Annotated in this window: 16 protein-coding genes and 1 tRNA gene; 12 read left to right on the forward strand and 5 right to left on the reverse strand. The window is 55.3% G+C overall.

Going from position 1 to position 19,495, the window contains the following annotated elements; genetic code table 11:
* A partial coding sequence (locus tag HKD32_RS06895) for a hypothetical protein (RefSeq protein WP_194257771.1) occupies positions 1-280 on the forward strand: 280 nt, incomplete at its 5' end.
* A gap of 59 nt (positions 281-339) precedes the next feature.
* A tRNA-Pro gene (locus tag HKD32_RS06900) sits at positions 340-416 on the forward strand.
* A 41-nt stretch (positions 417-457) separates the two neighbouring features.
* On the opposite strand, the gene HKD32_RS06905 is transcribed toward HKD32_RS06900, so the two are convergent.
* From HKD32_RS06905 to HKD32_RS06915, 3 genes are all read right to left on the reverse strand, one after another.
* A complete protein-coding gene (locus HKD32_RS06905) occupies positions 458-1,567 on the reverse strand; it encodes an AI-2E family transporter (RefSeq protein ID WP_061933240.1) in 1,110 nt (369 codons plus the stop codon).
* Positions 1,568-1,661: 94 nt separating this feature from the next.
* The gene (locus tag HKD32_RS06910; protein ID WP_061933238.1) at positions 1,662-2,093 is read right to left on the reverse strand and encodes a DUF3574 domain-containing protein; all 432 of its coding nucleotides are present in this window, start codon (positions 2,091-2,093) and stop codon (positions 1,662-1,664) included.
* Positions 2,090-2,935: an NUDIX hydrolase gene (locus HKD32_RS06915; protein WP_337905505.1), complete on the reverse strand. Its 846-nt coding sequence runs from the start codon at positions 2,933-2,935 to the stop codon at positions 2,090-2,092. The genes HKD32_RS06910 and HKD32_RS06915 overlap by 4 nt, the downstream gene beginning before the upstream one ends.
* A 64-nt stretch (positions 2,936-2,999) precedes the next feature.
* Between HKD32_RS06915 and HKD32_RS06920 the strand changes: the two genes are divergently transcribed.
* The 3 genes from HKD32_RS06920 (at position 3,000) to fusA (ending at position 7,469) form a co-directional block, all read left to right on the forward strand.
* Positions 3,000-4,802, forward strand: coding sequence for an ABCB family ABC transporter ATP-binding protein/permease (locus HKD32_RS06920; RefSeq protein ID WP_061933234.1), 1,803 nt, complete (start codon positions 3,000-3,002; stop codon positions 4,800-4,802).
* Between the two features lie 95 nt (positions 4,803-4,897).
* A complete protein-coding gene (gene rpmB, locus HKD32_RS06925) occupies positions 4,898-5,200 on the forward strand; it encodes a 50S ribosomal protein L28 (RefSeq protein WP_010501379.1) in 303 nt (100 codons plus the stop codon).
* 166 nt (positions 5,201-5,366) lie between these two features.
* Positions 5,367-7,469, forward strand: coding sequence for an elongation factor G (fusA, locus tag HKD32_RS06930; RefSeq protein ID WP_023942740.1), 2,103 nt, complete (start codon positions 5,367-5,369; stop codon positions 7,467-7,469).
* Between the two features lie 517 nt (positions 7,470-7,986).
* Here the strand turns inward: fusA and HKD32_RS06935 are convergent.
* Positions 7,987-9,576, reverse strand: coding sequence for a S10 family peptidase (locus HKD32_RS06935; RefSeq protein ID WP_061933232.1), 1,590 nt, complete (start codon positions 9,574-9,576; stop codon positions 7,987-7,989).
* A gap of 86 nt (positions 9,577-9,662) precedes the next feature.
* The gene (locus HKD32_RS06940) at positions 9,663-12,428 is read right to left on the reverse strand and encodes a phosphoenolpyruvate carboxylase (RefSeq protein ID WP_228118854.1); all 2,766 of its coding nucleotides are present in this window, start codon (positions 12,426-12,428) and stop codon (positions 9,663-9,665) included.
* 125 nt (positions 12,429-12,553) lie between these two features.
* On the opposite strand from HKD32_RS06940, the gene HKD32_RS06945 reads away from it, so the two are divergent.
* The 7 genes from HKD32_RS06945 (at position 12,554) to HKD32_RS06975 (ending at position 19,478) form a co-directional block, all read left to right on the forward strand.
* Complete coding sequence (locus HKD32_RS06945; protein WP_061933227.1) at positions 12,554-13,843, forward strand: DUF445 domain-containing protein; 1,290 nt, start codon at positions 12,554-12,556, stop codon at positions 13,841-13,843.
* A 118-nt stretch (positions 13,844-13,961) separates the two neighbouring features.
* Positions 13,962-14,444, forward strand: a complete 483-nt coding sequence (locus tag HKD32_RS06950) for an SUF system Fe-S cluster assembly regulator (protein WP_010501388.1) — start codon at positions 13,962-13,964, stop codon at positions 14,442-14,444.
* Positions 14,445-14,456: 12 nt separating this feature from the next.
* Positions 14,457-15,944 (forward strand): Fe-S cluster assembly protein SufB, encoded by a 1,488-nt coding sequence (gene sufB / locus HKD32_RS06955; RefSeq protein WP_007282126.1) that lies wholly within the window; start codon positions 14,457-14,459, stop codon positions 15,942-15,944.
* A 3-nt stretch (positions 15,945-15,947) separates the two neighbouring features.
* The gene (gene sufC, locus HKD32_RS06960; protein WP_061933225.1) at positions 15,948-16,718 is read left to right on the forward strand and encodes a Fe-S cluster assembly ATPase SufC; all 771 of its coding nucleotides are present in this window, start codon (positions 15,948-15,950) and stop codon (positions 16,716-16,718) included.
* Positions 16,715-17,908 (forward strand): Fe-S cluster assembly protein SufD, encoded by a 1,194-nt coding sequence (gene sufD / locus HKD32_RS06965; RefSeq protein WP_061933223.1) that lies wholly within the window; start codon positions 16,715-16,717, stop codon positions 17,906-17,908. Before sufC ends, sufD begins: the two co-directional genes overlap by 4 nt.
* Positions 17,905-19,116 carry a cysteine desulfurase gene (locus tag HKD32_RS06970; RefSeq protein ID WP_061933221.1) on the forward strand — a complete coding sequence of 404 codons (1,212 nt, stop codon included), beginning with the start codon at positions 17,905-17,907 and terminating at the stop codon, positions 19,114-19,116. Before sufD ends, HKD32_RS06970 begins: the two co-directional genes overlap by 4 nt.
* Positions 19,113-19,478, forward strand: coding sequence for an SUF system Fe-S cluster assembly protein (locus HKD32_RS06975; protein WP_010501398.1), 366 nt, complete (start codon positions 19,113-19,115; stop codon positions 19,476-19,478). The genes HKD32_RS06970 and HKD32_RS06975 overlap by 4 nt, the downstream gene beginning before the upstream one ends.
* Positions 19,479-19,495 lie beyond the last annotated feature (17 nt).

A 19,495-nucleotide genomic window follows, 5' to 3' on the forward strand; every position in this document is an offset into this window, starting at 1 on the left:
AGCCGAAGCCGAAGCCGAAGCCGAAGCCGAAGCCGAAGCCGAAGCCGAAGCCGAAGCCGAAGCCGAAGCCGAAGCCGAAGCCGAAGCCGAAGCCGAAGCCGAAGCCGAAGCCGAAGCTTTATCAATTCGCGATACGGAAGAGGTTCTGGCGCTTCAGGATGCGAATCAGCATCTCTGCGCGTCTGTGAAGCATCTAGATGCCGAGAACGAATTTCTACGCGCCGAGCTCAGAGAAATTCTCGAAGAACTTCAGCTTCTGAGAAATCTTCTGCCTGTCTGAATCAGAGGCCCTTGCGATGATGGCGCTACGCTGCTAAACCACCGCCACCGCAGGACAAACGGGCAGTAGCGCAGCCTGGTAGCGCATCAGTCTGGGGGACTGGGGGTCGTGGGTTCGAATCCCGCCTGCCCGACCAGTCCTGCGGTAATTTCCAAAAAGTTAAGTTTGTTAAAAGGCCTAAGAGGCCTTTTTCCCGTCTGTGCGCTCTTCAGTCCAGAGCGTCCACAGCAGGTGAAGCGCCGCCATGATTGCTGGCCCCAAAAATAGACCCAGAAGCCCCCAGGTTTCTGCTCCCCCAAGGATACCGAGCAGAACCCACAGGAAAGGCATCTTGGTGCTGCCACCAATCAGAACAGGGCGCACAAAATGATCTGCCACAAAAATCACGACTGATCCGAGAGCCATGACGACAATAGCGCCAATCATGCTGCTCTTGGCGAGGAGCAGCAAGGCGACCAGCCCCACGGTAGGCCATGCCAGAAAGGGGATCATCGCTGCGACTGCCGTCAGCATGGCAAACAGGAGTGGCTGGGGTGCGCCTGTCAACATATAGGCTACACCCATAATCGCGCCTTCTCCCAGTCCAACAAGAACCAGCCCTGCAAGTGTTCCGTGAACGGAAGAGATCATCTGCTTGGCCAGACTTTCCCCTTGGGCCCCAAACAGTCGATGGGACCCAACAAGCCCTTTACGGATGACGTAATCGCCGTCCTTGAGCAGGAAGAAAAGCGTCAGCAGTGAGAACGCAAAGAGCGTTCCTCGTCGAGCCACCTGAGATCCGACCTGCTTTGTCATCTGCATACCGTGACTTACGTCCACAGAATGGAGCAGGCGGGACAGGCGCTGAGGACTTGTCATGTGGTTTTGCCACCAAGTCGTGGCCTGGGATGAGATGAACGGAAGATGCGGCACCCACTCTGGCATCGGAATACCATTGTTGCGGACGTCATCTATCCACTCGAGTGCACTTCTGATCTCATCAGCAAGCTTCACGCCGACGAGTGAGACCGGGACGAGGAAGATCAGGGCAACGACAAGGGTGAAGACCATCGGAAGCCAGTCACTTCGGCCAAAACGGCGCTCCGCCCGCTGGTACAAAGGCCAGAGCGAAATGGCAAAAACACAGCCCCACAACAGAGCCGGCAGGAAGCTCTTGAGCGTGTAGAGACCGATAGCGACAAAGAAGAGAGCCAGAAATCCGCGAGCCCGCCGCTGGATGGTTCCGGTAGAATCAGACGCTTCTACCGGGATGACTTCAGGGGAGCGAGGAGGGAGCTGGTCGATCATGGGGATCCTGAAAATGGAAGCCTGCAAAGAAGATAGCGATGGCTACCTGCGTCGGATAAGTCCAACTTGCAGGCTCCGGGAAACGCTACGGCTGTCAGTTGAACAGAGAGCATCCGGATTGAATGGTGAGCCCAACGGCCTGTTGGGAGAATTGTTGCCGGTATGCAGCCTGAATTGCACGAAGATTGTGCTGCAGGTTCTTGTCAGCCGGGGCGACGACCCAAAGAATGCGGGAAGGCTCCCGGCCGACAATATGCGTCACCGTGTTCATCCATTGACCGTCAGCATTGAAAACGGTCAGGCCGCTCGGAAAGCGTGGAGTGATTTCCTTCGTCACGAAGTCCTGCCATTCAGTATCCGTGATCGGGAGGCCGCCTGGGCGGGTCTGCCCGAACATCATCCGAATTTGCAAAGTATCCTGAGCGCGCATTTCGCGGCAGAGGTCGGGTGTGACACTTACGGGCACAACGCATCCTCCCAGAAGAGGAAGCGCGAGGATGAGGGCGGTGAAGCCAAGTTTTTTCATAATGTTTTTCGCGTCAGAGCATTTTGAAGAATGAGAGCCTCATCAGGCGTGAAAAGCCCCCGTCTGATGAAAAGGTCTATTAGAACAAGATTGACGTTGAATTTGAAATCATCCGTGTCCCGAACGTGTGCAAAAACGCTTGTCAGCGGAAGCAGATGGAAGCTCTCGACTTCGCCATCTTCTGCGATGGGGGTAAAATCGCGTGGCAGAATCAGGTCGTAGCAATGCAGGACATCTCGCCTGAGCCCCTCAGGGCGCTCCATGGCGTATTGAAGGCGGCTGACCGGCTGGGCATGGCCTGCCAGGCTTTCAGGGATCCCAGCCTCTTCCTTCGCTTCCTTGATGACGGTTGTGTGCGGATCAAACCCTGCACTCATGCCGCCAGCCACAAGATGATCGAGTTTCCCCGGATCCAGTCGTTTGGTCATGCTTCTGCGCGCAATCCAAAGCATGGGGCCGGAAGGATGGTCTTCAACCAGACCATTCAGATGCACGCCCTCGGCAGCAACCCCGAGAACCGGAATGGCACCTCGATCTACCTGACCAACGACAACACCAAGATCGTTCCTGACGTCAAAGGGCTCGTTATGGGAGGCGTACACACCCTGTTGGGCCAATGTCTGTGAAAGAGGGAAAAGCTCCTGTCCCGAAGCAACTCCGAAGCCTGTCTTATCTTTCAGGCCTAAATCTTCCAGCAGATCTGCGATTTCAGGAGAGATCCATCCGATCTGTTTCTGGGCGCAGAAAAACGGAAGCCGGTTTCCTGGCAAGCGGGCACTGTTACAGGCCTCGATATGGCGAAGAAAACGAGAAAGGGACGGGGATATGGATTTATCGAACACGATGGAAAGTTTCGCATGTGCAGGAGAGATTGCAAAGCGAAGCCTCTCTTTCTCATAGTCCGGCATGTCAAAGAAATACGATTCGACGTCGGAAATGCTGCCGCTAGGGCAACTCTGGAAAAAAATCCGCCCCGAAAATCCTGTGCGTACCTTCTTTTGGGTCGGCGTAGCTCTTGTTCTTCTCCTTGTTGAAAGCGGAACGACTGTTGCAACGCCCTGGGTCTTCAGTCGCATGGTTGCTGCCCTGTCAGAGCATCAGGCGCTTCTCGCAATTCCTGTCTGGCTGATCGCACAATATACGATCATTCGGGTGGTCGCGGGGATTTCAACTCCTCTCCGCGAAATGCTTATTGCCCCACTTGAGGCCGATCTTCAGCGTCGGGTGGCTCTAGTCGGGCTTGAGCATCTTCATGCCATGAGTGTGCGGTTTCATCTGGATCGCCAGACCGGAGCACTGACAAGAACGCTGGATCGGGGCTCTGATGCCGTCGGAACGCTACTCAGCCTCGTACTTTTTAACGTGCTGCCCAATACGATTGAGTTAGTGATGACGCTTTTCGTCATCCTGCGTGTGTTTGACTGGCGATATGTCGCGATTGTTGTTGCCGGGATCGGCGTTTATGCGGCTGTCTCCTACGTTTTTACGCGGATGCGCATGACAGCGCGGAGGGCGCGGAACACAGCCAACAGTCAGGCGCAATATCAGCTTGTCGACAGTATGCTGAATTTCGAGACTGTTCGAAGTTTTGCAAACAGTCGTCAGGAAATTCTGCGGTATGACCGCTCCAGGCAGGCGCTGAAAAGTGCGGAAATCCGGCTAAAAAGACTTGTTGGCTTTTCCCAGATGGCGCGAAGCCTGTTGATTGCCTGTGCAACGACGGCTCTTCTGGGGTTGGCCGCACATGATATTGTGCTGCACCGGATTGGTGTTGCTCAGTTCGTCCTGATCGGAAGTTATCTGCGTGGATTATATAGTTCAGTGGGGGCGCTGAATTATGTGAGTGCCGGATGGCGCAATGCCCGGGTTGATCTTGAAAACTATCTTGAGCTTCTGGGGACGCATTCTGAAATCGTCGAAGCAGCCAACCCTGTCCATCTTCCGGTCAGGCTGGCTGATGGTGGCGCAGCAAGGATCACATTCGATCATGTGTCCTTCAGTTACGATCCTGCGCGTCAGATTCTTCATGATATTTCACTGGAAATCCCTGCAGGCACATCCCTGGCCATCGTAGGGCATACCGGGTCTGGCAAATCCACCATGGGGCGGCTTCTGACGCGGGCCTATGATCCAACGTCAGGTGCGATCCGGATTGATGGTCATGATTTGCGGGATGTCGCTGTGGAAGATCTTCAGCGCGTCATCGGGACTGTCCCGCAGGATACGGTTCTGTTTAATGCAGGGATTGGAGAAAATATCGCTTACGGAGATCCCTCGGCTCCGGAAGAAGAGGTTCATCAGGCAGCCCGTAAAGCGCAGATTCATGACTTTATCGATGAACTGCCAGAAAAATATGAAACGGTTGTTGGCGAGCGTGGACTGAAACTTTCTGGTGGCGAAAAACAACGTGCGGCGATTGCCCGTGTGCTGCTCAAGGACCCACGGATTTTGTTGCTGGATGAAGCAACCAGCGCACTCGATACGTGGACGGAAGCCGCAATCCAGCAGGAGTTGCGCGAACTGGCCCAATCACGGACGACCGTCATCGTAGCGCATCGTCTTTCAACGATTCAGGATGCGGATCAGATCGTTGTTCTTGATGCCGGGCGGATCGTTGAGCGCGGTACCCATTTTGAATTGCTCCGTAAAAACGGCTATTATGCCCGAATGTGGTCGGTTCAGGCGGGCGAAACAGTCATGAGGGCTTGACGAAAGGCCGATCGTTCGCCATAAGCCGCGCCTGATTTACGGAACACGCCGGGCCTCGCTGTCCTGCGTCATCCAGCATCGAGGAAAGTGCTACCATGTCTCGCCGTTGCCAGGTCACGGGCAAGGGCGTGCTGACGGGCAATAACGTCAGCCACGCCAATAACAAGTCCCGCCGTCGTTTTCTCCCCAATCTGCAGGAGACCACGCTGATCTCCGATATTCTTGGTGCTTCGGTGCGTATGCGCCTTTCCACCAACGGTATCCGTACGATCGAGCACAATGGTGGGCTGGATTCGTTCCTGCTGGGAACGCCGAACCGCAAGCTTCCTGAAGAAGCTCAGGTCATCAAGCGCCGTATCCTGCGCGTTCAGGAACGTAAGGCTGCACAGACTGCCTGAGAAATCTTTCCGGCTTTGGTCGGTTCATAAAGATTACTCTTGAAAACCATGGCGGTCTGGGTCATTCAGCCGCCACTGGGACAAATCAGGTTCGGCTTTAACGAGCCGCAGCGGAGGTGTTTCAGTCCAGACTGAAACACCTTTTATTGTTTTTTGGAGGTTCTCCGTGTCTGAAAGCGTTCAGGAAGCCAAATCGGCTCTCTCGAAGATCCGCAACATCGGTATTACCGCACATATCGATGCTGGTAAGACCACCACGACCGAGCGCATCCTGTACTACACGGGTGTCTCCCATAAGATCGGTGAAGTCCACGACGGCAACACCACCACCGATTACATGGCGCAGGAGCGTGAGCGCGGCATCACCATCACGTCCGCTGCTGTGACGTGTGAGTGGAACGACCACCGCATCAACATCATCGACACCCCGGGCCACATTGACTTCAACATCGAAGTGAACCGTTCGCTCCGCGTGCTCGATGGCGCCATCTTCGTGATCGAAGGTGTTGCAGGCGTGCAGCCGCAGTCCGAGACCAACTGGCGTCTTGCTGACCGCTATAACGTCCCGCGCATCATCTTCATCAACAAGCTCGACCGTACGGGTGCAGACTTCTACTACGCTTTCAGCACGCTGAAAGAGAAGCTGGACATCGTTGCAGTTCCGCTGCAGCTGCCAATCGGTGCTGAAGAAAACTTCGTTGGTGTTGTCGATCTCGTTGAGATGCGTGCCATCATCTGGGAAGGCGGCGAACTTGGCGCCAAGTTCCACTACGAAGAAATCCCGGCTGACCTGAAGGAAAAGGCTGAGGAAGCTCGCCAGACGCTTTTGGACACGGCGCTCGCCATGGACAACGAAGCCATGGAAGAGTACTTCGAGAAGGGTGACGTTGACGTTGCTACGCTGAAGAAGTGCATCAAGAAGGGTGCGATCTCCGGTGAGTTCCGTCCGGTCATGTGTGGTACGGCGTTCAAGAACAAGGGCGTTCAGCCCCTTCTTGATGCCGTTATCGACTACCTGCCGGCTCCTGACGAAGTTGAAGGCATCCGCATCGCTCCGCCGGAAGGCGAAGAGGTTGACGAGAACTTCCTGCCTATCGTTCCGGTTGATCCAGACGGAAAGTTTGCTGGCCTTGCGTTCAAGATCATCTCCGACAAGTACGGCACGCTGACCTTCGTTCGCGTCTACCGTGGCGTTCTGAACGCTGGTGACACGATCCTGAACACGACGAAGGGTCACAAGGAACGCGTCGGCCGCATGTTCCAGATGCATGCTGACAAGCGTCAGGAAGTGAAATCCGTTGGTGCGGGTGACATTGCTGCGTTCGTTGGTCTGAAGGACACGGTCACGGGTGACACGCTGGCTGATGCCGCTGATCCGGTGGTTCTGGAGCGTATGCAGTTCCCGGTTCCGGTTATCGACATCTCTGTCGAGCCGAAGACCAAGGACGCCGTCGAGAAGATGACGCTGGCGCTGCAGAAGCTGACGGCTGAAGATCCGTCCCTGCACCTCAAGACGGATCAGGAAACGGGTCAGACCATCCTGTCCGGCATGGGTGAGCTTCACCTGGACATCATTGTTGACCGTCTGCGTCGTGAATACGGCGTTGATGCTAACATCGGTGCGCCTCAGGTGGCTTATCGTGAGACGATCACGAAGCCGCACGTTGAGACCTACACCCACAAGAAGCAGTCTGGTGGTTCGGGTCAGTACGCTGAAGTCAAGATCGAGTTCGCTCCGTCTGACAAGCCGGACGAGATCATCTTCACGAACAAGATTGTCGGCGGTACGGTTCCGAAGGAATACATTCCGGCAGTCGAAAAGGGTATCCGGATGCAGAGCACCACGGGTGTTCTGGCTGGCTTCCCGACGGTGGACTTCCAGTTCACGCTGCTTGACGGTAAGTACCATGACGTTGATTCGTCGGCTCTGGCCTTCGAAATCGCTGCCAAGGCCTGCTTCCGTGAAGGCATGAAGAACGCCGGTCCGGTGATCCTTGAGCCAATCATGGACGTGGAAATCACGACGCCGAACGACCACGTCGGTGACGTCGTGGGCGATCTTAACCGTCGCCGTGGCATCATCCAGAGCCAGGAAACGTCTGGTTCAACCGTGATGATCCGCGCACAGGTGCCGCTGAAGGAAATGTTCGGCTACATTTCCCATCTGCGTTCTGCAACGAAGGGTCGTGCATCCTTCACCATGCAGTTCCACCACTACGATCCGGTGCCGCGTAACGTGGCAGAAGAGATCATGGCAAAGTCCGCTTGATCTTTTCACCTCCGGTGAACGACAAACCCCGTCAGAGCAATCTGGCGGGGTTTTTTGTTGAATATCAGTGAGCTACGGATGCAGCTTCACAATAGAGCTAACACTTAGTCCGTCATTGGCGTTTTTGCTGTTAGTTAGATGGAAGGGCCGAGAGCTTTTTTTGCGCTACATTTAAGTGAGAGCTAAGTGATAACGCGCAAATTACCGGATTTTGGCTTTGTTAATGGTGATGAGCACCATTTAACGCAGGCTATGCCTTGGATGGGCGGCCTGATGGCAAGCGCAATCTATTTTGCCTCTGTTTCCGTCAGGCAGATAGAAATTGTTTGGCTTGGATTTTCAGTGTCCGGTGCTCTGAAAACAATATGCCGCCCCTGAAGTTATTGGGAATGCATCAATTGCTCTCAGTGGTCCGAAGCATGTGTTGATCCGGATCGGGTGGCTGGCCGGTTCTCGCCGAATAAAAGACGGTGTCTGTGGTGGGAGATAAAATATTCTCCCGCCACAGAGCTGTTAATCAGTGCAGGTTATCAGTGCGGCGGATAAAGGCTGCAACATTGTCATGTAACTGTTGAAGAGCAGTTGGGTCCACGTAAACCATGTGTCCAGAAGAATACTGAGCGTATTCGATATTCTTCTGAAGGTTCAGAGGCATCGGCAGGTGCTTCATCTCGTAAATGCCCTCATAATAAGGCGTTGCGAGATCGTAGTAGCCGCCATTCAGCATGACATGCAGATTGGGGTTCGTCTTGATGGCCATGGCGAGATCGCTCATGACGTTCGGAACGCCCTTCGGCTGATAACCGTGGCCTGGCTGCGTGTGCTTGTTGTCCCAGTGATCTTCCGGGTTGAACAGGCGATAGGTCTCGTCTGTGCCGTACTTTAGCGTGTTGCGAACATAGTCGTTGAAGACCGACACATAGGCCGAACTGATGGCGCTGGACTGTGGATCGTAATCCACTTCTTTGGACATTGGATCAAGCGTTGGGCTCGAATAGCGTGTATCGAGACGACCCGTCGCCATGCCCGTCTTGGCCTGGAGTTGCTGCTCGAACTGGCCGCCATTTACGCGAAGGTCTGACCGCAGGATATAATCAGTCGGAAGGCCGGTGTAGTCATGGAGCTTTTCGGCAATGGCCTGACGCTCATTCTCGGGCAGGTCTGCACCCTGACGCAGAGCTACGGTGTAATCCGTTACTGCAAAATGTTCGACTTCCTTCAGAAAGGCTTTCAGATCAGCATGCTGCTGCGGCAGGCAGTGGTGATACCAGGCGGTCGCGGCGTAAGTTGGAAGTGCAAGAACGTAAGGGTCGTCGACGCCGGGATTGAATTGCGGGCCATCAGCGCTGTTGTCGTAGTTCAGGATCTGGGAAAGAAGAATGACACCGTTGAAGTCGATGTTTTCTTCCTGCTCAAGATCATTGATGACGACTGCTGAGCGCATCGTACCGTAGCTTTCACCGAACAGATATTTCGGTGAGTTATAGCGATGGTACTTCGCTAAAAACTTGGAAATGAAGTGCGTGAAGGCTTCACCGTCTCCGTCGACCCCCAGAAATTCCTTGGCAGCATCCTTGCCTGCGATCCGGGAAAAGCCTGTCCCCGGTGCGTCGACAAACACCACATCCGAAACATCAAGTAGGGACTGTGGGTTGTTGATCAGAGCGTATGGAGCGGCGGGAAGATGCTGGTCGCCCGGCGTATTTACGCGGCGTGGTCCGAACGTGCCCATATGAACCCAGACGGATGCTGAACCAGGACCGCCATTATACAGGAAGGTGATCGGGCGCTTGGCTGAGGGGGCGCCTTCTTTGAAATAGGCTGTGTAGAACATGGAAGCGACAGGAGGATTTTTATCCTCATCATCCTTCCCGGCTTCAACCTTGACCCCGCGTTTGTTCAGAACGTCGTTTGAATCATTATAGCCTGCACCATGAACCAGAATGGTTCCCGCAACAGCCTGATAAGGGATGGTCGTACCATCAACGACGACCGTAGCGCGCGTAACGCTATCGGCATTCGGCGCAGGTGTATCCTTGCCTGTCTCTGCGGCGAAAACAGGTGTTGCCATCATGGCAACACCGAGAAGAAGAGCCTTGCGTAGCATTCAGAAAGGGCTTTCTGCTGATTGTGTTGCCCTTCTCTAAGCGCATAGCTGCCTTGCAGACAAGACGTTGTTATAATGTTTCGTTTTTAACCGAAAGCACGGTTGGCGTGCATGATCGCGATGCCAATTTCTCTGAGCAGATTAAAGCACCGTTCCAGTGGTTGGAAGATCTCACGATGTTCGCGTGCAAAGCCGCTTTCTTCTCCCGCACCTCCGAGTTCTCCGAAATCAAGATTGGAGACGCTGAGAGCGGACATGGGAAACAGGTCATCCAGAAGATCGAGCGAACGTGGAACATCAAGGCACAGGATAAGATTTGTGATGGAATCCCGCGTCAGGTTATTGCGTGGCCCAAAATAAGGGATGCGGGTGGAGAGAAGCCATAGTCGGTCAATGAGAGCAAACCGGATGGCATGAAGCAGCTTTTCACAGGGTTCCATATGCGGTGCATCTGGCCATGCTGCCCGCAAGGCGATGTGGTCTGTCTGGATACGACGGAACATTGCAGGAGCGCTCGTCCAGAACTGTAGCACTTCGAGACCGTGTGAGATGGTCAGATAATTCTGGCGCTCTTCTTCGTCTTCCGCTTTTGAAGCCCGATCAAGCCATGTTCCCGGATCAAGCTGGCGTACGGTTGCCCGCAGAACCTCCAGATCAGAATGGGCTAACGCCTGACGTGCAAAATCCATGGCCTCGCGGAAACGCGGCGAACTGGTTACGAAATGTTCGAAAGTTTCCGGATGACGCTGTGCGGCGTTGCCCAGGCCATGCAGAACATTCGCCCACCAGCCCAGTTGCTGGAGAATGGCGTTGTTCGGAATGGCCCGAAGCTGACTGGGGTGTGTGATACGGGTTACGGTTGCGGCATCAGACTGTCGCGCAGAAGGGCGCGAGCCTGTCTTGTCAATAAGAGATGGCCCGAAAGCGCTCAGAAGAGCCGCGTATCCTGGATCGTTGACGAGCGTGCCCATATCGAGCGCAATCGTGGAAAAGAAATCAGCGGCAAAATCGGGACGATCATAGACCGGATCGTTTACGCTGGTGGGAACATGAGCAACGTGCTCGGCCAAAGTTGCGATGGTGGACGCGGCAATACTGTTTGTCCCGAAGAGCGTGTAACCATCGCCGCCCTGAAAGGCTGTTTCCACCCGACAACCCACACCAGCGTCGCGGAAAGCAATCCGTGTCCGGGCAGGGGAGAAGTAGTCGAGGCGTTGGCGCAGACTGAACGGGTGCGCACCGCGGCCAATACTTTCACCGTGCGTATCGAACAGCGTCAGGGAGACATCTTCAAGGTCATGTTCCTTGAGAAGATCCAGCGTGCGCATCCGTAGACGTTCGACAAGATTCGTTGCCGCCAACTGACCAACGTAGCGCCCAGAATCCGAATACCCGAACTGTAGCGACAGACGACCGTTGGCGCGCAGATAGTTTCGCCAGTGTGGAGAGCGGAAGGCTTCCTCAAGAATTGTCTCGCCATTTTCCAGCGCGCTTTCTGTCTCGAAAAGCGGGGAAATTTCGATCTGATGGTCCTGAATGCCAAAGAGGCGTGCAAGCCAGAGTGTGGCGAGCAGAGTGTATCCACTTTCCGTCTCGGCAATCAGGAAGCGGATGGGCGAACCGGAATCGATATGCTTGAGGATCTGCGCCATCGTCATCATCAGGCGAGCAGCAGAAGCGGGCTCTACAAGAAGTGAACCAAAATCCACGTGACGGGGTGTCAGATCGTCGAGAGCATCATTGATGCGAGACAAGAGTACGCGGCGGCGGGACGGGAGTGCGGGGTCATCCGTCAGGCCGAGGCGCGTCCGGGCAACATTGTAGATCTGAGCGGCATTGAGGCGTGTATGAATATGCGCGATGCTCAGACCATGGCTCATGAAGCCAGCACGAATGGTCCTCAGCGTCAGGGTTGCTGAAGCGTCCAGATCTGTGGCGGCATCGCGGAAGAGGGGAAGAAGCTCGCGTGCATCGAGGAGAGCTTTCTCGCGATGTGTGATCAGTGTCTGGGCAAAGTCACGAATGGTTTCAGGTGCGGCATGCTTTCCGGATGGGCAGGCTGCATGTTGCGTCTTGACGGCTTCCATGGCGCGACGGACGCGCATTGCCAGAGCTGACTCCTGCAGATTGAGGCCAATAAGGCCTGTCTCAAGCCGCTCAAGTTGCGCAAGTTTGAGTTCCAGCCGGATGCGGATCGTGTCCCACCAGCCGATGTCGTTGCGCCCATCGGTATCAAAGCCGACCCAGCTTGCCAGAATAACGGGAGCTGGATCGACGTGATCGGCTTCATTCGCCCATCGGGAGGTCATGTGTTCGATAAGGGATGCGCTCAGGTTATCGAGTGCATCGCGGCCCCGCAGAATTGCTGCAAGAGCCAGGGATTGTTCATGTGCGAGTGTCGGTGGCGTCGCGCGTCGGTGCGTTGTCAGGCATGGCAGGGGCAGTTCAGGATCTGAAGCCCGTTCAGCCAGAAGAGCATAGACATGATCTGCCAGAGCAAAAGTTGGGTGAGCCGTAAAAACGGCTGCAATGGCAGCTTTGGAGAGGACTTCCGGAGAGGCTGCCTGTTCGACCAGGCGTGCTGCAACCTGTTCGAGACGCGTTGCAGGATTGGCGTCATCCAGGCCAACATACTGACGTAGATGAGCAGCACGCTGGATGAAATGTTCGTCGCGCAAGGCACGAACGGTCTGTTCCAGCTCCTCGATCTTCTCGCCCTTACCGATAGACAGATCCTCACCAATGGAGGCAATCAGATCACCCAGACCATTACGCTCTTTAATAAGCTGCGTGGTCATGGTGTCGATGCGTGCGGAAAGGGATGTGTCGTGCCGGGAGGCGCAGTCAGACATCGGGAGCAGTCTCGCTTCTGCGGAAGGTAAATTGAAAACGGGCAAGTTATGTTCCATGCCCGGCCTGTAAGCGCAACCTTGTTGCGAGCGCGACAGGGCATGAGGATGATGCTATCGAGGCATACATGCATCCGGATATGAAGAAAGATGTCAGGCAGGCCAGTTCACAGCGGCCTAATTCGCCTTCCAGATTGGCTGGGGCTTTGCTGATCGGCATGGGGGCGCTCGCGACGGGGACGACCTATCTTGCGGCGCATCACCTGCATGAAGAGAGTTGGGCTCTCAGTATTCTTAGGGCTGGTTCAAAGGCCGGTGTCGTCGGCGGACTGGCGGACTGGTTTGCTGTAACGGCCCTGTTCCGGCATCCGTTGGGGATTCCCATTCCGCATACGGCTATTCTACCACGGCAGAAAGTTCGTCTGGGTCAGGCTCTTGGAAAATTCGTCTCCGGTCAGTTTTTCACCGAGGCCGATGTCCATCGCGCGCTTTCAAAAATCGACCTGCCGGGCCTGATCGCCGATGCTCTGAACGAGTCTTCGACCCGTCTTACATTGGTTGCGACTCTCAGGGCCAGTATTCCCAGCCTCTTTGATCGTCTTGAAGACGGCCGGGCAAGCTCCGCGTTGTCCCGGGCGTTGCCAGTTCTTCTGAACGGTGAGGAAATGGCTCCTCTGGTTTCGCGTGCCATGCGGGCCATGGTCGACAGCGAAATGCATCAGGAGGTGCTGTCTTTCCTGCTGGCCAAGCTCAAGATGACAGTTGCGGCAAAAGAAGGTGACCTAAGACAGTTTGTTGAAGACCGTGTTCGTGAGCAGGGTGGTCGTTTCCTCGGATGGGCCATTGGAGGCTCTGTTTCCAATCGTGTATTGACGGCTCTCCAAGCGGAAATCGAACGTATCGACCCCATGGATTCGGAAATCCGACATGGTTTTACGGCATGGGTGAGAGCCGAAATCGATCGTATGGAAACTGACCCCGAACGTCGTCAGGATATGACGCAGGCTATTGGCTCGGTTCTGACTCATTCCAGTCTCAAGGCGTGGAGCGGGGAACTTTGGGATCGGGTCCGTCGCATGGCGGAAGAAGATTGCACTAAAGACGATGGCTGGAGCGCATCGGTTCTGGATGCTGCCATTATCGGGTTGGCAGGCTCAATGCGTGAAAACGATGCCCTGCGAGAGCGGATCAATCAGGCCGTGGAACGTATGGTTTCCAGGTTGCTTCCCGGAATAAGGGACAAGCTGGCCGGGTTCATTGCCAATGTCATGGCAGGTTGGGACGGCGACGATCTGGCGCAGCGTCTGGAGGCTCGTGTGGGGCGAGATCTCGCCTACATCCGCGTCAACGGGACTGTAGTGGGTTTTCTGGCGGGGGCTGGCCTTGATGTCATTTCCCGTCTGTTTTTTGGTGTCTGACGGGCTTATACCCTCTCAGGATATCACAAACTTCTTGACCTTTGTGACAGCATGGGTCATCTGGAACCTAATCAGGACTTCCTAAGTCTTGAATGAATGCAATGTGAGTGTGCAAGCTATGCTGAGGCTCTCCAAACTGGCTGATTATGCCACCGTCCTTCTGGTCCATCTCGGGCAGCATGAGGGTCTGGCAACAGCCGCCGCTCTGGCCGGAGAGACTGGCGTCCCGGAACCTACTGTTGCGAAGCTCCTGAAAGGACTGGCCTCAAGCGGGCTTGTTATTTCCCATCGTGGAGCTCGCGGCGGATACCGCTTGTCCCGGCCGCTTGAAGAGATCACGATCGCCACAGTCATTGCTGTTGTTGATGGTCCGATCTCAATTACGGCCTGCTGTGACGGGCGTGAGTGCGAGCATAGCTCCCTGTGCGGTCTTTCAGGCCAGTGGGACATGGTGAATGACGCCATCCTGCGAACGCTCAACAGCATTACCCTTGCGGATATGGACAAACATTCCGCCCTGCATAGCGGGAAGGTTTCCAGGGAGCCTTCTCTCGACACGACCGGCGCTGCGGCTACGCCCGTAGCGGATCCGGTGAACTGAGGACACGAGACGATGCCAGCCGTGACGGAGACCCGCGAGACAGTCGAGAAGCTCGCGAAGTCCAGCTACGAGTGGGGCTTCGAGACCGATATCGAGATGGATATCGCTCCCAAAGGCCTGAATGAAGAGACAGTCCGCCTCATTTCTGCGCGCAAGGAAGAGCCTGAGTGGATGCTGGAATGGCGTCTGAAGGCGTTCCGCATGTGGCTGGAAATGAAAGAGCCGGAATGGGCCAAGGTCAGCCATCCTCCGATCGACTATCAGGATGCCCATTATTTCGCTCAACCGAAAAAGAAGCCTGGCCCGAAGAGCTTGGATGAAGTCGATCCAGAGCTTCTGAAAACCTATGCAAAGCTCGGAATTCCCCTTCACGAGCAGGCTCTGCTGGCTGGTGTTGAAGGTGCGGAAGAACAGAAGCGGATGCCGGTTGCCGTGGATGCGGTGTTCGACAGTGTGTCTGTGGCGACGACGTTCCGTAAGACGCTGGAAGAGGCTGGGGTTATCTTCTGCCCTATTTCCGAAGCCATTCGCGAGCATTCGGATCTGGTCAGGCAGTACCTTGGTTCAGTCGTTCCCGCGGGTGACAATTTTTTCGCCGCGCTGAACTCCGCTGTCTTCACGGATGGATCTTTCGTGTACGTGCCCAAGGGTGTGCGCTGCCCGATGGAGCTGTCCACATATTTCCGCATCAATGCGCGCAATACCGGGCAGTTCGAGCGGACTCTCATCATCGTTGAAGAGCGCGCCAGCGTTTCGTATCTTGAAGGGTGCACTGCTCCTCAGCGTGATGAGAACCAGCTTCATGCTGCCGTTGTCGAGCTGATTGCGATGGACGACGCCTCCATCAAGTATTCCACGGTTCAGAACTGGTATCCGGGGGATGATGAAGGGCGAGGCGGTATCTATAACTTCGTAACGAAGCGCGGCGCCTGCCGTGGTGCACGCTCCAAGATTTCCTGGACGCAGGTTGAGACAGGGTCTTCCATCACGTGGAAATATCCATCCTGTGTTCTGGCTGGTGAGGGATCGGTTGGTGAGTTCTACTCCGTAGCCGTGACCAATAATCATCAGCAGGCTGATACGGGTACGAAGATGATCCATCTGGCGCCCAATACGCGCTCGACGATTATCGCCAAGACCATTTCGGCCGGTAAATCAGACAGCACGTATCGTGGTCTTGTTCGCATGCAGCCAAAGGCTCGCAATGCGCGCAACTTCACGCAGTGCGACAGCCTTCTGATCGGTGACCAGTGTGGTGCACATACGGTGCCTTACATTGAAAGCCGGAACATGACGGCTCGCATCGAGCATGAAGCAACGACGTCAAAGATTTCTGAAGACCAGCTTTTCTATTGCCGCTCCCGTGGACTGTCTGAAGAAGACGCGGTTGGTCTGATCGTCAATGGATTTTGCCGCGAGGTGCTCAAGGAGCTGCCGATGGAGTTCGCGGTCGAGGCTCAGAAGCTGCTGCAGATCAGCCTCGAAGGAAGTGTGGGTTAAGACATGAGTGATTTTCTGAAAATCCAGGGTCTCGAGGCCCGCATTGATGCCGACGGTACGCCGAAGGAAATCCTTAAGGGGATTGATCTCGAAGTTCCCAAGGGCGAAATCCACGCCATCATGGGTCCCAATGGTTCTGGCAAGTCCACGCTGTCTTATGTGCTGTCCGGCCGTGAAGACTACGAAGTGACGGGCGGTAGCGCGACCTTCAAGGGTGAGGATCTGCTGGCGCTTGAGCCTGAAGAGCGTGCGGCGCTGGGCGTGTTTCTGGCGTTCCAGTCTCCTGTCGAACTTCCGGGCGTGAACAACGCAAACTTCCTGCGTACAGCCGTCAATGCAGTCCGCCGGGCGCGTGGTGAAGACGAGTTGGACGCAGTTGCTTTCCTCAAGGCTGTTCGTGCTGAGACCAAGCGTCTTTCCATGTCGGATGAGATGCTGAAGCGTGCCGTCAATGTCGGCTTTTCTGGCGGTGAGAAGAAGCGCAATGAAGTGCTTCAGATGCGGCTGTTGCAGCCGTCTTTCGCCATTCTTGACGAGACGGATAGTGGCTTGGACATCGATGCGCTGCGTATCGTTGCAGATGGCGTAAACTCGCTGCGTGGCCCTGATTTCTCCGCTCTGGTCATTACCCATCATCAGCGTCTGCTCGACTATATCGTGCCAGATCGTGTGCATGTGATGGCCAAGGGCAAAATCATTTATAGCGGTGGCCCGGAAGTGGCGAAGACGCTTGAGAAGCAGGGCTATACGCAGTTCCTCGAGGCAGCAGCGTGAGCATAGCGACAACAGTTCAGGCCTCGTCAGGGCTGGAGGCTTTTGTCGCACGTTCCGCAGGGCACGGAACTGCGCTGGCAGCCATGGGTATTCCGACGCGCCGTGTTGAGGCGTGGCGCTATACGCCACTTCGTGCGTTTGCCGACACCGTCTGGGCGGAAGCTCCCGCGCTTTCGGATGCGCAGGCTCAGACATTGCTTGCCCGTCTTCTTTTGCCGAAGGCCGGAAGTCGTGTGGTTTTCGCTAATGGTCGGAAGGTCGAAGCGCTCAACAGCCTGTCGGACAGCATTGTTTCGACGGCAGCAGGAGTAGCGGACCCGCTTGAGGATCGCTTTTCGGCAGTTCTTAATGCAGCGCTTGTGCAAGATGGCTTGTCAGTTCGTGTACCTGCGGGAACAGACGCCGGACTGCTGACACTGGTGTCTCTGACAACTGGCGAGAACATCTCCACGCATCTGCGTCATCAGATCGTACTTGAAGAAGGTGCGTCCCTGACGTTGTTCGACGTCAATGCGGGAGAGGGTCGTTATGTCACCAATCCACGCTTTGACATTGTTGTCGGCAAGGGCGCGCGTTTGACGCATGTGAAGCTGCAACAGGAAAGCCTGGCAGCAGGGCATCTCGCTATTATTGCGGCTTCTGTCGATGCCAATGGCAATTATGACAGCTTCACCCTGAACAACGGTAGTGAATTAGCCCGTCATGAAGTCGTGGCCAACCTGACAGCCGCTCATGCACAGGTTCATGTCAATGGAATCCAGATCGTCGATGGCAGTCGCCTGAATGATCTGACGTCCATGATCCATCATGCCGCGCCGGATTGTGGTTCGCGTCAGACCGTCAAGACAGTGCTGTCCGAAAGCGGACTGGGTGTGTTTCAGGGCAAGATTCTTGTGGATCGCATTGCCCAGAAGACAGACGGCTACCAGATGAATCAGGCCCTTCTGTTGTCTGAGAAGGCGCAGATCAACAGCAAACCTGAGCTGGAAATCTATGCGGACGACGTAAAGTGCAGTCACGGGGCGACCGTGGGGGCGCTGGACGACGAGCAGCTTTTTTATCTGCGTTGCCGCGGTATTCCAGAAACCGAAGCACGTGACATTCTGGTTCGCGCTTTCCTTCTGGATGCGCTGGATCTGGTGTCAGACGAGACACTGCGCGATCTGTTGCAGGGGAGCATTCGCGCATGACTCCGGCGGTGCGTTCCCAATTCCCGATCCTGTCCGAACGGGTGCATGGGCGCCCGCTGGTCTTTCTCGATAGCGCCGCGTCGGCCCAGAAGCCTGAACGTGTGATTGAAGCGATGCGTGAGGCGGCATATCACCAGTATGCCAACATTCATCGTGGCCTTCACTGGATGAGCGAGCGTACGACGGAAGCCTACGAAAGCACGCGCGATGCTGTCGTGCGGCTACTGAATGCGCCAGACCGCCACGAAGTCATCTTCACGCGAAACAGCACTGAAGCCATCAATCTGGTTGCCCATAGCTTAGGGTCGCTTCTGAAGCCGGGGCAGGCCGTCCTGATTTCTGAACTTGAGCATCATGCCAATATTGTTCCGTGGCTCATGCTGAAGGAGCGTGCAGGGATCGAACTTCGTGTTGCTCCCATGGCGGAAAATGGTGATCTGGATCTCGAAGCGTATGAAGCGCTTCTTGAAGATGGGAATGTTGCTCTCGTTTCCATCACGCATATGTCCAATGTGCTGGGAACAGTCACGCCTGCGAAAAGGCTGGCAGAAATTGCACATGCCCATGGAGCGCGTATCCTATTTGATGGGTCGCAGTCTGTCGTGCATCGCAAAATCGATGTTCAGGACATCGGGGCCGATTTCTTTACCTTCACGGGTCACAAGCTTTACGGGCCCACAGGTATTGGTGCGCTTTGGGGCAAAAAAGAGCTTCTGGATGTGATGCCACCTTTCCTGGGCGGTGGAGAAATGATCCAGAATGTCTCTTTCGAACGTGCGACCTGGGCAACGGTGCCGCATAAATTCGAAGCTGGAACCCCTGCCATTCTCGAAACGATCGGCCTCAAAGCGGCGATCGAGTTTGTGGAAGACATTGGGTACGACACCATTGCCACCCATGAAACTGAACTGACCGTTTATGCTGAACAGCGGCTGGGTGAGGTTCAGGGTCTTAAAGTCCTTGGATCTCCGGACGTGCGTGGCGGTGTTCTGTCGTTCACGCTGGATGGGGCGCATCCTCATGATCTGGCGACGTTGCTGGATCAACTGGGAATTGCCATCCGGGCTGGGCAGCACTGTGCAGAGCCGCTGATTCGTCGGCTTGGCCTGCATGCCACGGCTCGTGCCAGTTTTGGCATCTACACAACGCAGGACGAGATTGACGTTCTGATCACAGGCCTTGAACGGGCCCGGATGATGCTCACATGAGTGAAGCCATGACCGAAAATCCAGTAGAAGAAACCACCGTACCTGCACCTGACGGAACAGCTCCGGACCAGGATGCTGTTATTGCGGCAATTGCTACGGTCTATGACCCGGAAATCCCGGTTAATATTTACGAGCTGGGCCTGATCTATGCCATTGATCTGCATGATGATGGCCGGGTCAATGTGGAAATGACGCTGACGGCGCCAAACTGCCCCAGCGCTCAGGAACTGCCAGAAATGGTGAGGGATGCCATTCTGAAGGTTCCAAGTGTAACAATGGCCACGGTGGAAATCGTCTGGGATCCGCCTTGGGATATGAGTCGTATGAGTGACGATGCGCGACTTGCGCTCAATATGTTCTGATCTGAAAGGGCAAAACC

The sequence above is a fragment of the Gluconobacter japonicus genome (assembly GCF_015244665.1).
Lineage (GTDB): Bacteria > Pseudomonadota > Alphaproteobacteria > Acetobacterales > Acetobacteraceae > Gluconobacter > Gluconobacter japonicus.

Bases quoted from the DNA above. Each gene is read 5' to 3' on its own strand.
- HKD32_RS06970 (WP_061933221.1), top strand. From the start codon at position 17,905: ATGACTCCGGCGGTGCGTTCCCAATTCCCGATCCTGTCCGAACGGGTG.
- HKD32_RS06940 (WP_228118854.1), bottom strand. From the start codon at position 12,428: ATGTCTGACTGCGCCTCCCGGCACGACACATCCCTTTCCGCACGCATC.
- HKD32_RS06975 (WP_010501398.1), top strand. From the start codon at position 19,113: ATGAGTGAAGCCATGACCGAAAATCCAGTAGAAGAAACCACCGTACCT.
- HKD32_RS06950 (WP_010501388.1), top strand. From the start codon at position 13,962: ATGCTGAGGCTCTCCAAACTGGCTGATTATGCCACCGTCCTTCTGGTC.
- HKD32_RS06905 (WP_061933240.1), bottom strand. From the start codon at position 1,567: ATGATCGACCAGCTCCCTCCTCGCTCCCCTGAAGTCATCCCGGTAGAA.
- HKD32_RS06935 (WP_061933232.1), bottom strand. From the start codon at position 9,576: ATGCTACGCAAGGCTCTTCTTCTCGGTGTTGCCATGATGGCAACACCT.
- HKD32_RS06920 (WP_061933234.1), top strand. From the start codon at position 3,000: ATGTCAAAGAAATACGATTCGACGTCGGAAATGCTGCCGCTAGGGCAA.
- rpmB (WP_010501379.1), top strand. From the start codon at position 4,898: ATGTCTCGCCGTTGCCAGGTCACGGGCAAGGGCGTGCTGACGGGCAAT.
- HKD32_RS06945 (WP_061933227.1), top strand. From the start codon at position 12,554: ATGCATCCGGATATGAAGAAAGATGTCAGGCAGGCCAGTTCACAGCGG.
- sufC (WP_061933225.1), top strand. From the start codon at position 15,948: ATGAGTGATTTTCTGAAAATCCAGGGTCTCGAGGCCCGCATTGATGCC.
- sufB (WP_007282126.1), top strand. From the start codon at position 14,457: ATGCCAGCCGTGACGGAGACCCGCGAGACAGTCGAGAAGCTCGCGAAG.
- HKD32_RS06910 (WP_061933238.1), bottom strand. From the start codon at position 2,093: ATGAAAAAACTTGGCTTCACCGCCCTCATCCTCGCGCTTCCTCTTCTG.